Here is a 12,856-nt window from a genome sequence, read left to right as displayed (position 1 = left end):
GGTCAGGCCGGCGCATCCTCGCTTGCAGTCCGGGCGTCAACCACGATCACCGTGATGTTGTCCCGGCCGCCGCTATGCACCGCCGCCTGGATCAGTACGTCCACGGCCGTCTGGGGGTCCGCCTCGGCCGCAAGGATGCCGGCTATCTGTTCATCGCTGAGTTCTCCGTTGAGGCCGTCGGAGCAGACCAGCATCCTGTCACCGTCTTCAAGCGGAAGTAGCCAGTAGTCGGCCTCGGAGTCGTCACCGGTTCCCAGGGCTCGGGTCACGACGTGCCGGCGCGGATAGACGGCGGCCTCGGCCTCGGTGATGTGTCCGGCGTCGAAAAGTTCCTGTACCTCGGAATGGTCCACGCTAACCTGTGTGAGTTTGCCGTGGCTGTACCGGTACGTGCGCGAATCACCGATGTTCAGCACCAGCCAGTACGGGCCGTCCATTTCTTCCACCACAACGACGCCGGAGAGGGTGGTTCCGGCGCGGGATCCGGTGGCATGACGGATGCCGGCGTCGGCCATGACCACGTACTCCTGGAGGAGGGCGGCTGTTGCGTCCCGGACGCCGGTGGTCACCTGCGGCAGCTCGGCCAGGGTGCGCACGCAGATGCCGCTGGCAATATCGCCGGCCTCATGTCCGCCCATGCCGTCCGCCACCGCGAAGACAGGATCGGTAGCGATGAAGGAATCCTCATTCACCTCGCGGCGCAGTCCCCGGTCCGTGCCGTACCCGCAGCGCAGGCGCAGTCCCCGTTTCCCGTCCGACGGCGGGAGGGTGGCGTCTGGCGTTGGGTTCATGGCGGTCCTCAATAGGTCATGCGCGGCTGCAGTGGTGCGCGAGGGTTCACGGCGGTCACAAACCCAGCCGGATCGCAACTGCCGGTCCGACTATTGCATATGCGCCGCAGAGTGAGAAGCCCGCCACGGGCTACCGCCGGGCTTATTCTGTGCTCAGTCCAGGATCAGGCCGCGGCCGCTGCCGGGCTGCAACTGTACCGGGTGGATTTCACCGAACCCGCGGACGTCCTCGGCCGGGCGGGGCACCAGGACGAAACGATCGTCCTGTTCCAGCGCGGCCGCGGTCATCGAATCCACCAGCACGGTTCCGGGGTCCGCGAGGGCCGTCAGGCGGGCGGCGAGGTTGACGGTGGGTCCGTAGATGTCGCCGAGGCGGGAGAGGATGCGGCCCCAGACCATGGCCACGCGGGCCTGGGGCAGGATCTCGTCCTCGGTGAAGGCACGGCACAAGGCCAGGGAAATCTCGGCACCGGCCGCGGGGGTCTCGGCAATGTAGAGGACTTCGTCGCCGACGGTCTTGACCAGCCGGCCGCCGCCGACGGAGATGATTTCGGCGCATTTGTTCTCGAAGCGCTGCACCAGCTGGGCGAGGGTTTTCTCGTTCATCCGTCGGGACAGGCTGGTGTAGGACACGAGGTCGGCAAAGCCAACGGCCCGGGCCAAGGGCAGCGGCGAATCGTCCTCGTCGCCTTCACGGCCCTCTTCGCTGGACTGCAGTCCGGCCTCGGCCCGGACGGCCAGGCGCTGCACAGCGGCGTTGAGCTGCCGGCGCCAGGAATAGACAAGCATTTCCTCGAGGGCGTCAATGAGGTTCGGCAGCTCGCTGACCAGCCGCTTGCGCGCGACGGCGTCCGGCACGCCCTGTTCCTGGACCATGTCCTCCACCAGGGCCTCGATCTGCCACACGACCATCCGGTCGGTCATCTGGCCGATGGCCCGGGTGATGGAGATGGCGGCTTCCTCGGTGAGCTTGCCGTCACGCACGAGGTCCACGATGGTGGACAGGGCGGACTGGTCGCGCTCGGTGAAGGCGACGTCTTCATCCCCGAGGTTGGGAAAGCCGAGGGCACGCCAAAGTTTCCGCGCAGAAAGCAGCGAGAGTCCGGCGCCTGCGGCAACCTCACGGCGCCTGAGTTTGCGTTCACCGCCCAGCAACCGGGCCTCCAGAGCCTTGGCCGCGAGCCGTTCGGCGGACACAGTCCCCGTTGGCGGGGCGGCAGGTTCCGGGGCCGCAGGTTCGGGATCGGGTTCGGCGGGTTCGAAACCGGGTGCGGGGTCAATTCCAAGTTCGGACTCGGCGGGTTCGATGAGCGCGCCGGTTTCGGTGTCGAAGCCGGTCTCGGCGTCATCGCCGGGCGCAGCCGTGCCGGCGACGTCCTCGGGCTCCCGGGGCAAATCCGGGGCAGCGAGGTCGATGTCCTGGTGGACGTTCTCAGCGTTCATCTCTTCCACCTTCTCTCGTCTCCCACGGCCCGGCCTCGCCCGTGTTGTAGGTCATGTCATCGCCCCCGAACGCCTCGTCCCGGGGGAGATCGCCGATGGCGTCCAGAATGAAGTTTCGGAATGTCGCGACCTCCGGGACATCGGGAACCACCATTCCAACGGGGTACCCGGTCTCCAAGGATATATTCCCGGAGCGCAATAGCCGCTGCAACAACGATTGCTCAATGGCCACATGGCGGACGGCAGCGAGGGCAACCTGTTCATCGCGCCGCCTTAACATGCCGTAGCGGGTAACTAAGCGCTGGCTGGTCAGGATGTAGCGCGTGGCGTGCCACGCTATGGCCCGCGGGAGGCAATAGCCCAGCAGCACCCACGCCGCCAGCGCCAGGGCCACGGCCACCAGCCAGGGCGTCCATTCCTTCGGAATCAGGGGCATGAGCCGGGCCGGGCCGCCCTTGAGAACCCAGGCGCACGCGTAGGCGGCCAACGCCGGAACAACAATGAACGTCAGCGCCGGGACAATAAGCATCCTGGGCTGGGGCCGGGTCACCACAATCACTTGCTCTCCCGGCAGGAGCACTCTACGCATAACCGCTTTCTGCTCCGCCGTGGCCGCCGCGGCCGTCGCCCTGCCCGCCGGTCCCGGCCGGGTTCCAAGGCCTCAGGTGTACGACGTCGCCGGCAGTCACCACGTGTTCATGGCCCGCGGCGTCCACCACCAGGAGCGAACCGTATTCGTCCAGCCGCGTGGCGTGGCCAATGATTTCGTGGTCGCCGGGGAGCTGGGCACGGACCTGCTTGCCGAGGGTCGTTAGCAGGTGTTCCACCCTCTTGTGCAGCGACGGGCCGCCGGCCATGCCGGCGGCGGGGTCGCCGTCGGCGTTGCAGAAACTCCGGTAGAGGGTGGCGAAGCGGGACAGGTAGCTCTTCAGGAGCTCGGTCCGGTCCACGGTGTCGGCATTCTCCAGCAACACGGACGTCGCGGTGGGGACTGGAAGTTCGGGCTCGGTCAGCGTGACGTTCAGGCCGGTGCCGAGAACGACCGGCGGCGTGCCCGCGCCGCCGAGCGGGCCGAGCTGGGCCAGGATGCCCGCGATCTTCCGGCCCCGCACCAGGACGTCGTTGGGCCATTTCAGTTCCGCCGGAAGGCCGGCCGTTTCCGCCAAGGCCTCGCGCAGGGCGAGGGCGGCCAGGAGGGAGAGCCAGGAGAAGCTGTGGGTCGGCAACGGGCGGCCGGCCGCGTTGACCGGCCGGAGCACGAGCGAGACGGAGACGGAGCTGCGGGCCGGCGCCTCCCAGCGGCGGTCGAGCCGGCCGCGCGCGGCGCTTTGGTACTCGGCGGTCAGCACCGACAAATCCGGCCAGGCGCCGGGATCCTCGGTCACACCGCGGAGGAGGTCGGCATTGGTGGAGCCGGTGGAATCGACCACTGTCAGGCGCGGAATTCCGTTGCCGGACAGAAACGCCTCATCGCTGAGGACGCTCAGGTCCAGGGGCGGACGGTCCGGGGTTTCCTGCACGGCTTCCATGCTTGAATCCTACCGAGGAAAGCGCACCGGCTCCCGCCCCTGTTGAGTCAAACTCCGCCGAAACTCCCCACCTTTGGCCGGCAAGTCCGGCGGGTCGGCCGCACTTGCCGGGGATTTTCGGCGTCGGATCATCAAACATGGGGAATTTGCGCAGGGCAGGCGGCCGGGAAACACTCAGCAAGTTCAGAGGAAGATGTCCGGCACCAGCTGGTCCTCCGGCGCGCCGAGGCTGTACGGGCTGAAGTCCGTCACCCCTGCCGCCGCGAGAACCTCTTCGTCGGTGTAGAAGTTTCCGCTCCGGCTGCCGTGCGCCGGGACCGCATTGCTGCCGGTCAACACGGCGTGCGCGGCGTCGGCCATGATTTCGGGGCTGCGGGCACCCTTGACGATCATGTCGCCGCCGGGCATGTTGCGGATGGCCGCGGTGTCGATCAACGTGCACGGCCAGAGCGAGTTCACACTGACGCCATCGGCCTTGAGTTCCTCGGCCAGTCCCAGCGTGGTCAGGCTCATGCCGTATTTGGCCATGGTGTAGGCCAGGTGCATCCCGGCCCACTTGGGGTCCAGGTTCAAGGGCGGCGAGAGCGTGAGGATGTGCCCGGCCTCGGACGCCCGAAGGGCCGGCAGTGCCAGCTTCGAGAGCAGGAAGGTGCCGCGGACGTTGATGTCCTGCATGAGGTCATAGCGCTTCATGTCCACGTCATCGGTGGTGGAGAGGTCGATCGCGGAAGCGTTGTTAATGACGACGTCGATCCCGCCAAAGCGGTCCACGGCGGCACCGACAGCGCCGGCGACGTCGGCGTCGTTGCGCACGTCACCGACCAGCGGCAACGCCTGGCCGCCTGCGGCCTCGATCTGTTCGGCGGCGCTGTAGACGGTGCCCTCGAGCCTGGCGTGCGGCTGGCCGGTCTTGGCCATCAGGACAATGTTGGCTCCGTCCCGGGCTGCGCGGAGCGCGATGGCCAGGCCGATGCCGCGGCTGCCCCCGGAGATAAGGACAGTGCGGCCCTGGAGGGAACCGGCGGCCTGGTACGGCCCTGCGGCGGGGCCCGAAGCATCATTGCTAGAAGTCATGCCCCACACTCTAGCGGAACGATGTTACTGACGGGTAACAAGAAACTGCCGGCGCTCCTGCCCGGTTGCTTTCCTCTTAGGCGCCGCGAAACGTTGCCGCTCCCCGGAAATCCGCGGGCCGACTCCGGGCCGCCCGAAAGCAACAGGGAAGGAGCGCAGCGCCGGGGCTGGCCCGAGCCGGCCACGATCATCTTTAGCGGTCACGGCGGGAGAGGGAACGAAAATTGTAGGTTTTCTACAGCCGCGTTGGCCGATGGCGTCACTAGACTTGCCATCGAGGCCTTGCTTTTGTGCATTCCAGCTAAAGCGCCCCACGGACCAGGGCCAGCGAGTTTACAGCGACCGAACGACCAGCGACAGAGCCGGAGACACTTGATGAGCCACGATCTGACCACGACTGCGGGAAAGATTGCAGATTTCCGCGACCGCCAGGCCCGTGCAGAGCAGCCCTCCGGTCCGGAAGCGATCGCCAAGCAGCATGCGCGCGGCAAAAACACCGCCCGCGAGCGCATTGACCTGTTGCTGGACGCCGGCTCCTTCGTCGAATTCGACGCGCTGGCCGTGCACCGCTCCACCGCGTTCGGCATGGAGAAGAAGAAGCCGCTGGGCGACGGGCTGGTCTCCGGCTACGGCACCGTCGACGGCCGCCCGGTCGCCGTCTACAGCCAGGACTTCTCCGTCTACGGCGGTTCACTCAGCCAGGTCAACGGCGAGAAGATCGTCAAGGTCCAGGAATTCGCGCTGCGCAACGGCTGCCCCGTGGTCGGCATCCTCGACGGCGGCGGTGCCCGCATCCAGGAGGGCGTCGCCTCCCTGGCCATGTTCGCGGACATCTTCCGCAACAACGTCCATGCCTCCGGCGTCGTCCCGCAGATCTCCCTCATCATGGGCCCCTCGGCCGGCGGCGCGGCCTACTCCCCCGCCCTGACCGACTACGTGGTCATGGTGGACAAGACCTCCCACATGTTCATCACCGGCCCGGACGTCATCAAGACCGTCACCGGCGAAGACGTGGACATGGAAACCCTCGGCGGCGCCCGCCAGCACAACGCCAACACGGGCACCTCGACGTACCTGGCCTCCGACGAGGCTGACGCTGTCGAGTTCGTCCGCGAGCTGCTGGACTTCCTGCCCTCCAACAACCTGGCCGAGGCCCCGGTGCTGGAGCACTCCCAGGAGCTGGAGGTCGACGACGACGACCTCGCCCTGGATGCGCTGATCCCGGACTCGGCCAACCAGCCGTACGACATGCGCAAGGTCATCGAGCAGATTGTCGATGACGCGCACTTCCTGGAGATGCAGTCCCTCTACGCCCCGAACGTGATCATCGGCTACGGCCGGGTCGAGGGCCACACGGTGGGCATCGTGGCCAACCAGCCCATGCAGTTCGCCGGCACCCTGGACATTGCGGCGTCGGAGAAGGCGGCCCGTTTCGTCCGGCACTGCGACGCCTTCAACATCCCCATCATCACGCTTGTGGATGTCCCGGGCTTCCTGCCGGGCAAGGACCAGGAGTTCCAGGGCATCATCCGCCGCGGCGCGAAGCTGCTCTACGCCTACGCCGAGGCCACTGTGCCGAAGCTGACCGTGATCACCCGCAAGGCCTACGGCGGGGCCTACATCGTGATGGGCTCCAAGAAGCTTGGCGCGGACCTCAACGTCGCCTGGCCTACCGCCCAGATCGGCGTCATGGGCGCCCAGGGCGCCGTCAACATCCTGTACCGCCGCGAACTCGCCGCTGTGGCTGAGGACGGCGGCGACGTCGAGGCCAAGCGCGCCGAGGTGATCCGGCAGTACGAGGAAGAGCTGCTGAACCCGTACCAGGCCGCCCAGCTCGGCTACGTGGACGCCGTCATCGCGCCGTCCGAGACCCGGGTGCAGATCATCAAGGGCCTGCGTGCCCTCCGGGACAAGCGGGCTGCCCTGCCCGCCAAGAAGCACGGGAACATCCCGCTGTGAGCCCCACCGGCCCCCTCACCTCGCAAGTCCCCACCGGCTCCCAGCCTTCGCAAGCTCGGCCAGGGAACCCTGCCGGCGTGGGCCCATCCACCCCGCTCGAGCCAGCCACTGGGCCGGAGGCCACGCCCGAGGTCCTGTTCTCGGTCGCCAAGGGCGAACCGACGCCGGAAGAGCTGGCGGCGCTGACCGCCGTCGTGCTGTCCCTGGGGCAGAGCCAGCAGGCCGCACCGGAACGCCCCGGGGTCCGGCACTGGGTCCGCCGGCAGCAGCTTCGGCTGGCTCCGAGGCCCGGCCCGGAGGCCTGGCGCCGCAGCCTCGGCTGAGCGTCCTCGCCGGGCGCGGTGGCCTGTCCCTGAACCGGGCCCCGAAAAAGTTCAGTGACTCTTTCATAACCACCGCGGCCGGGCTAGTCTCGTCGGGTGACTACCGAAACGATTGCCTCAGACAACACTGCCCCCGTGCGCCAGCAGACGGCCATTGACGCCGTCGCCGACGCCTACACGGACACCCTGATCCGGTTGAACCCGAGCTTCGCCACGGAGCTCGGCCTGCCCGGGCACGAGACCGAGTACCAGGACTTCTCCCCCTCCGGCCACGAGGAATTCGCGGCCGCCGCGCGCGAGGCACTCGCCGCGCTGGACGGGCTGGAGCCGGTTGACGACGTCGACGCCGTCACGCTCGACGCCATGCACGAGCGGCTGGGCCTGCAGCTGGAAATCCACGAATCGGGCTGGCACACGGCCGATCTGAACAACATCGCGTCCCCGTCCCAGGACATCCGCGCGATCTTTGACCTCATGCCCACGGATACCACCGCGCAGTGGGAGCACATCGCGGGCCGGGCCCACAATGTCCCCGCCGCGATCGACGGCTACATCGAGTCGCTGCGGTCGGCGATGCAGGACGGCAAGGTGGCCGCAGCCCGCCAGGTGTCAATCGTGATCGAACAGGCCACCAAGCACGCCGCGGACGACGGCTTCTTTGCGAAGCTCGCCGCCGGCGCCAAGACCGCGGAGGGCCCGCTTCCGGCGGAACTGCAGTCAGAGCTCGACGCCGGCGCGGCGGCTGCCCGGGTGGCGTACTCCCGGCTGGCGGGTTTCCTCGAGTGCGAACTCCTGCCCGTCGCGCCGGCCAAGGACTCGGTGGGCCGCAGCCGCTACGCCCTGGCATCCCGGGACTTCCTCGGCGCCACCGTGGACCTGGAGGAGACCTACGCGTGGGGCGTCCAGGAGCTGGACCGTCTCATCGCCGAGCAGGAACGGGTGGCCGCGGAAATCCGGCCCGGCGCCACCGTGGAGGAAGCCAAGGAGATCCTGAACAACGATCCCGCGCGCCAGCTCAAAGGCACCGACGCCCTCCAGGCCTGGATGCAGGAACTCTCCGACAAGGCCGTCGCGGAGCTTGCCGGCGTCCACTTCGACATCCCGGAGGTCATGAAGACGCTGGAGTGCCGGATCGCGCCCACCGATGAAGGCGGGATCTACTACACGGGGCCATCGGACGATTTCAGCCGTCCGGGCCGGATGTGGTGGTCCGTGCCGGCCGGCGAGGACACCTTCACCACCTGGGCCGAGACCACCACTGTTTACCACGAGGGAGTCCCGGGCCACCACCTTCAGGTAGCGACAGCGACGTACCGCCGCGAGCTGCTGAACAAATGGCGGCGGAACGTCTGCTGGACGTCGGGGCACGGCGAAGGCTGGGCGCTGTACGCCGAGAGGCTCATGCAGGAACTGGGCTACCTCAGCGATCCGGGCGACCACATGGGCATGCTGGACGCGCAGCGCATGCGTGCGGCCCGCGTGGTGTTCGACATCGGCGTGCACCTGGAACTTGAGGTCCCCGAGCGCTGGGGCTCCGGGGCGTGGACCCCCGACAAGGGGTTCGAGTTCCTGAAGCAGAACCTCGCCATCAGCGAGGGACAGTTGAAGTTCGAGTTCACCCGCTACCTGGGCTGGCCGGGGCAGGCACCGTCCTACAAGGTGGGCCAGCGGCTCTGGGAGCAGATCCGGGCCGAGCTGGAAGCCCGCCCGGACTTTGACCTCAAGGCGTTCCACACGAAGGCCCTGAACATCGGCTCGGTGGGCCTCGACACCCTCAAGCGCGCGCTGCTGGGGTAGTCCCCACCGTCACCCTAACCTCGCAAGTCCCCACCGGGCCGCGGCGAGAGGGCAGTTCGCGGCAGTGTTTCCCAAAGACATTGCCGCGAACTGCCCTCTCGTGTGATCGGGGCTTCGGCCGCGAGACAATCGCCACATTCTGCCCGGGAATAACTTCACAAACGGGCAGTCTTCCGGCGGAATTCCCGGGATTTTGCACTCCCGGGAAAACTACCGCCGCGTAACATTTCTCAACATCCGTTGGTCATGCTATTCGTGGCGGTCCTAGCGTGTTCCGGTGACCACTCAGACAAGCACCCCCGCACCCGCTGGAAAGACCGGGTTCCAGCTGCCCAAATGGGCCGGCTCGTTCGGCTTCCAGATCATCGCCGCCCTGATCATCGGCTTGGGCCTTGGCCTGCTGGCCAAGTACACCGGCAGCACCAAGGCAAACCCCAACGCCCTCGGCGCCACGCTGCAGACCATCGGCTCGAGCTATGTCTCGCTGCTGCAGACCGCCGTGGTCCCCCTGATCTTCACCGCCGTCGTCAGCTCAATCTCCAACCTGCGCGCCGTGTCCAACGCCGCCCGGCTGGCGTGGAACACGCTGCTCTGGTTCGCGATCACCTCGCTGATTGCCGTGCTGATCGGCATCGGCCTGGGTGTTCTGCTGCAGCCCGGCGCCGGCACCGGCATCAGCCAGGACGCCAAGTACGCCGGCAAGTCCGGTGACTGGTGGGCCTTCCTGACCGGGCTGTTCCCGAAGAACTTCCTGGGCCTCGGCGCGAGCACCACCGTCACCGACGGCGTCGCCACCACCGCCGTGAGCTTCAACGTCCTCCAGATCCTGGTGATCGCGATCGCCGTCGGCATCGCCGCGCTCAAGGTGGGCAAGGCGGCCGAGCCGTTCCTGGCCCTGAACGCGTCCGCCCTCGCCGTCATCCAGAAGGTGCTCTGGTGGATCATCCGGATCGCGCCGCTGGGCACCGTCGGCCTGATCGGCAACGCCGTGGCCGTCTATGGCTGGGACACCATCGGCTCGCTCGGCAAGTTCACTGTGGCGATCTACATCGGCCTGGCGCTTGTGCTGTTCGTGGTCTACCCCGTCCTGGTCCGCAGCCACGGGCTGTCCGTCCGGCAGTACTTCTCCGGCGTGTGGCCGGCCGTGCAGCTGGCCTTCGTCTCGCGCTCCTCGATCGGCACGCTGCCGCTGACCCAGCGCGTGACCGAGCGGAACCTGGGTGTCCCCCGCGCCTACGCCTCCTTCGCGGTGCCGCTCGGCGCGACCACCAAGATGGACGGCTGCGCCGCGATCTACCCGGCCGTGGCGGCGATCTTTGTGGCCCAGTTCTTCGGCATCCAGCTCGATTTCACCCAGTACCTGCTGATCGCGCTGGTGTCCGTCCTCGGTTCGGCCGCGACCGCCGGCACCACGGGCGCCGTCGTCATGCTGACGCTGACGCTCTCCACGCTGGGACTGCCGCTTGCCGGCGTCGGCCTCCTGCTGGCCATCGACCCAATCCTGGACATGGGCCGCACCGCCGTCAACGTGGCCGGGCAGGCCCTGATCCCCGCGATCGTGGCCAAGCGCCAGGGCATTCTGGATGAAACCCTGTACAACGCACCGCGGAACGGGGACCCGTTCAGCGACGACGTCGACGGCGTCGACGGCACCACCGCCGCTGATCCGTCCGCTGCCGCAGCTCCCGCGAGTGGAGCTCCCGCGGCCGGACGGGATGAGCGCGAGCTGGTAGACGCGAAGGCGTAGCGACTGAACCGGCGTTCAGTACCAGCGTTTACAGGAGAAGTCCCCGGGATCCCCCGGGGACTTCTCTGGCTTAACCGACGTCTCTAATCGACGTTGGTCCAAATACGCCGGCCCGAATCCGCAGGCCCGAATCCGCGGTGGCCTAGCGGCCGCCGATCACACCCTTTTCGGCGGCCTTGGTGACGGCATCTGCTTCTGTCTGGGACAGGGTGCCGTCCTTGACGGCCTGGTCCAGCCGGGGCTTCAGTGCCGCGGCATGCTTGGCCTGTTCCGCGGTGCGCAATTCCGCCAGGGCAGCGGTGACCTTGGCCTCATCGATGCCGAGCGATTTCGCCAGGGACGCGGCCAGGGCCTTCTCCTTCGCGGCACGGTCCGGCTTCTGTCCATCAACAAGAGGAGTGGCGGGCGGGGTGGCGGGCTTGTTTGCTTCCCGGAAGGCCTTCAGGGCGTCGGTGACCTTGGCCTCGTCGACGCCCAGCTTGGCCGCGAGTTCCTTGGCTCGAGCGCCAAACTCCGCACCGCCGTGACCGTGGCCGTGGCGTCCACCGCGCATGCCGTAGCCGTCGGCGGGGTTGTTCCCCGGGGCACTCGAGCTGGGGGTCGGGGTGGGCGTCGGCGTCGTGGTGGCGGAAGCCATCCCGGCGACTCCGAGCCCGGCGCCCAGTGCCACGGCCGCCGCCCCGAGGCCGAGCGCAATCTTGGTTGTGCGTGACATCTGCTGTCTCCTGGATCTGCCGAGTGGTGACGGCGCTTGAGCTGGTGGTCCTTCCGGGGAAGTCTGCTCCTCGAGCACCTCCAGTCTGCACCAGCCCCCGGCAGAGATAGCTGTTTCCCAGCTTTCGCTTTCCTGTGAATCCGGCAGGGATGCTGTGCCGTCTGGCACCCGCCGCGGGGGTGGCAAAAGTGGATAGGCTCTGGGCATGCTGATCGTGACATCAAATGACATTCCGGGCCACCGGATCGACGCCGTCTTCGGCGAGGTCATGGGCCTGACCGTCCGCTCCCGGGACATCACCGCCCAGGTCATGGCCGGCTTCCGCTCCCTGGGCGGCGGTGAGGTGCTGGAAATGACGCGGGCCCTCTACGACAGCCGGCAGGATGTCATGGCCCGGATGGTGGCCGAGGCGGAGCAGCGCGGCGCCAACGCCATCATCGCCATGCGCTTCGACACTTCAGCGATCGGGCAGAACTGGACGGAAATCTGCGCCTACGGCACGGCCGTCTTTGCCATTCCCCTGTCTCAGGACGAGCCCGGAGCAACGGGCCAGTCGATCTACCTGACCAATTCCGGCGGCGCGGCGACCTCCGGCGGCCTGGCCAGTTCGGAGGTCCTGACCAATTCCGGCGGCGCGGCGCCCCAGCTCAAGCCTTGATTTCCGCCTGCCCGGTCTCCCTCAAAAATACTTGCGCAGAGTGCAAACATGCACGTAGTGTAAGCGCGTGCCCTCCTCACCTTCTTCTTCCGCCGCCCCGGCGGCCCCGTCCGGCGGGTCCGGCGGGTCCGGCGGATCCGCCGCTGCCCCCGGCGCCGCACCGACGTCGCGCCGCGAACCGAGCCGTCGCGAATTAAACAAGGCGGCCACCCGGCAGGCCATCACGGACGCCGCCATGGACTTGCTCCGCACGCGGGGTCCCGGAAACTTCACGGTGGAGGACATCGCCGAGGCAGCTGGCATATCCCGCCGCACGTTTTTCAACTACTTCGCCAGCACCGAGGTGGTCATTGCCTCAGTGACCCACGGGTTCCTGGACAAGGCGCTCCAGCAGTTCCGGCTCCGCCCGGCAGGCGAGCCTATCCTGGAATCCGCGCGGGCGGCCCTGGTTGAACTGGCCGACCCCATGACAGTGGCTCCAATCGCCGAGCTGTACAGCATGGGCCAGACGAACCCCATGCTCAGCCGTTCTGAACTGGAAGCCTGGGACCACTGCACCGTTGAGATCATCGACGCCGCCCGTGAGCGCTTCGCCCAGGTTTCCGGCGTCGAGATCGACGAACTGTACCTCCGCGCCCTCGCGGGCTCCATCATCTCCTGCGGTAAGGCCGCCATGGATGTCTGGTTCGCCCGGTGCGGCGGCGACCTCAGTCCGGCCTCCCTGTCCATCCTGCGCCAGCTCCTCATCGATTCCATGAGCCTCCTCGGCTCCGGTTTCGCTTCCCACTCCCCCGCCACCCCTTCCCCAGATCGGCACTGA

Annotated in this window: 12 protein-coding genes; 6 read left to right on the top strand and 6 right to left on the bottom strand. The window is 67.6% G+C overall.

The window, feature by feature from the left end:
- Positions 1-2 precede the first annotated feature (2 nt).
- The 5 genes from ACFRJ8_RS10750 to ACFRJ8_RS10730 all read right to left on the bottom strand — a co-directional run bounded on the left by ACFRJ8_RS10750 (position 3) and on the right by ACFRJ8_RS10730 (position 4,837).
- Positions 3-791, bottom strand: coding sequence for a PP2C family protein-serine/threonine phosphatase (locus ACFRJ8_RS10750; RefSeq protein ID WP_377986094.1), 789 nt, complete (start codon positions 789-791; stop codon positions 3-5).
- 153 nt (positions 792-944) lie between these two features.
- Positions 945-2,234, bottom strand: coding sequence for an adenylate/guanylate cyclase domain-containing protein (locus tag ACFRJ8_RS10745; RefSeq protein ID WP_377986093.1), 1,290 nt, complete (start codon positions 2,232-2,234; stop codon positions 945-947).
- Entirely contained in the window at positions 2,224-2,823 is a 600-nt protein-coding gene (locus tag ACFRJ8_RS10740; protein WP_377986091.1) for a PH domain-containing protein, read from the bottom strand. The genes ACFRJ8_RS10745 and ACFRJ8_RS10740 overlap by 11 nt, the downstream gene beginning before the upstream one ends.
- Positions 2,816-3,763, bottom strand: a complete 948-nt coding sequence (locus ACFRJ8_RS10735; RefSeq protein ID WP_377986090.1) for a biotin--[acetyl-CoA-carboxylase] ligase — start codon at positions 3,761-3,763, stop codon at positions 2,816-2,818. The genes ACFRJ8_RS10740 and ACFRJ8_RS10735 overlap by 8 nt, the downstream gene beginning before the upstream one ends.
- 183 nt (positions 3,764-3,946) lie before the next feature.
- Positions 3,947-4,837 carry an SDR family oxidoreductase gene (locus tag ACFRJ8_RS10730; RefSeq protein ID WP_377986089.1) on the bottom strand — a complete coding sequence of 297 codons (891 nt, stop codon included), beginning with the start codon at positions 4,835-4,837 and terminating at the stop codon, positions 3,947-3,949.
- A gap of 375 nt (positions 4,838-5,212) precedes the next feature.
- Between ACFRJ8_RS10730 and ACFRJ8_RS10725 the strand changes: the two genes are divergently transcribed.
- The 4 genes from ACFRJ8_RS10725 (at position 5,213) to ACFRJ8_RS10710 (ending at position 10,663) form a co-directional block, all read left to right on the top strand.
- A complete protein-coding gene (locus ACFRJ8_RS10725; protein ID WP_377986088.1) occupies positions 5,213-6,796 on the top strand; it encodes an acyl-CoA carboxylase subunit beta in 1,584 nt (527 codons plus the stop codon).
- 77 nt (positions 6,797-6,873) lie between these two features.
- Entirely contained in the window at positions 6,874-7,119 is a 246-nt protein-coding gene (locus ACFRJ8_RS10720; RefSeq protein ID WP_377986087.1) for an acyl-CoA carboxylase subunit epsilon, read from the top strand.
- A 96-nt stretch (positions 7,120-7,215) separates the two neighbouring features.
- Positions 7,216-8,916 (top strand): DUF885 domain-containing protein, encoded by a 1,701-nt coding sequence (locus tag ACFRJ8_RS10715; RefSeq protein ID WP_377986086.1) that lies wholly within the window; start codon positions 7,216-7,218, stop codon positions 8,914-8,916.
- 277 nt (positions 8,917-9,193) lie between these two features.
- Entirely contained in the window at positions 9,194-10,663 is a 1,470-nt protein-coding gene (locus ACFRJ8_RS10710) for a dicarboxylate/amino acid:cation symporter (RefSeq protein WP_377986085.1), read from the top strand.
- Between the two features lie 142 nt (positions 10,664-10,805).
- On the opposite strand, the gene ACFRJ8_RS10705 is transcribed toward ACFRJ8_RS10710, so the two are convergent.
- A complete protein-coding gene (locus ACFRJ8_RS10705; protein WP_377986084.1) occupies positions 10,806-11,378 on the bottom strand; it encodes a hypothetical protein in 573 nt (190 codons plus the stop codon).
- 205 nt (positions 11,379-11,583) lie between these two features.
- Here ACFRJ8_RS10705 and ACFRJ8_RS10700 point away from each other — a divergent pair, with 205 nt between their 5' ends.
- Together ACFRJ8_RS10700 and ACFRJ8_RS10695 are read left to right on the top strand one after the other, a co-directional pair.
- Positions 11,584-12,036 (top strand): YbjQ family protein, encoded by a 453-nt coding sequence (locus ACFRJ8_RS10700; RefSeq protein WP_377986083.1) that lies wholly within the window; start codon positions 11,584-11,586, stop codon positions 12,034-12,036.
- 67 nt (positions 12,037-12,103) lie between these two features.
- Complete coding sequence (locus tag ACFRJ8_RS10695; protein ID WP_377986081.1) at positions 12,104-12,856, top strand: TetR/AcrR family transcriptional regulator; 753 nt, start codon at positions 12,104-12,106, stop codon at positions 12,854-12,856.

The sequence above is a fragment of the Arthrobacter sp. NPDC056886 genome (genome assembly GCF_042788715.1).
Lineage (GTDB): Bacteria > Actinomycetota > Actinomycetes > Actinomycetales > Micrococcaceae > Arthrobacter.
Note: the sequence above shows the minus strand (reverse complement) of the source record. Positions and strands in the feature narration are given on the sequence as shown.

Excerpts from the sequence above, each read along its gene's own strand:
- ACFRJ8_RS10750 (WP_377986094.1), bottom strand. The coding sequence starts at position 791 with ATGAACCCAACGCCAGACGCCACCCTCCCGCCGTCGGACGGGAAACGG.
- ACFRJ8_RS10745 (WP_377986093.1), bottom strand. The coding sequence starts at position 2,234 with ATGAACGCTGAGAACGTCCACCAGGACATCGACCTCGCTGCCCCGGAT.
- ACFRJ8_RS10740 (WP_377986091.1), bottom strand. The coding sequence starts at position 2,823 with ATGCGTAGAGTGCTCCTGCCGGGAGAGCAAGTGATTGTGGTGACCCGG.
- ACFRJ8_RS10735 (WP_377986090.1), bottom strand. The coding sequence starts at position 3,763 with ATGGAAGCCGTGCAGGAAACCCCGGACCGTCCGCCCCTGGACCTGAGC.
- ACFRJ8_RS10730 (WP_377986089.1), bottom strand. The coding sequence starts at position 4,837 with ATGACTTCTAGCAATGATGCTTCGGGCCCCGCCGCAGGGCCGTACCAG.
- ACFRJ8_RS10725 (WP_377986088.1), top strand. The coding sequence starts at position 5,213 with ATGAGCCACGATCTGACCACGACTGCGGGAAAGATTGCAGATTTCCGC.
- ACFRJ8_RS10705 (WP_377986084.1), bottom strand. The coding sequence starts at position 11,378 with ATGTCACGCACAACCAAGATTGCGCTCGGCCTCGGGGCGGCGGCCGTG.
- ACFRJ8_RS10700 (WP_377986083.1), top strand. The coding sequence starts at position 11,584 with ATGCTGATCGTGACATCAAATGACATTCCGGGCCACCGGATCGACGCC.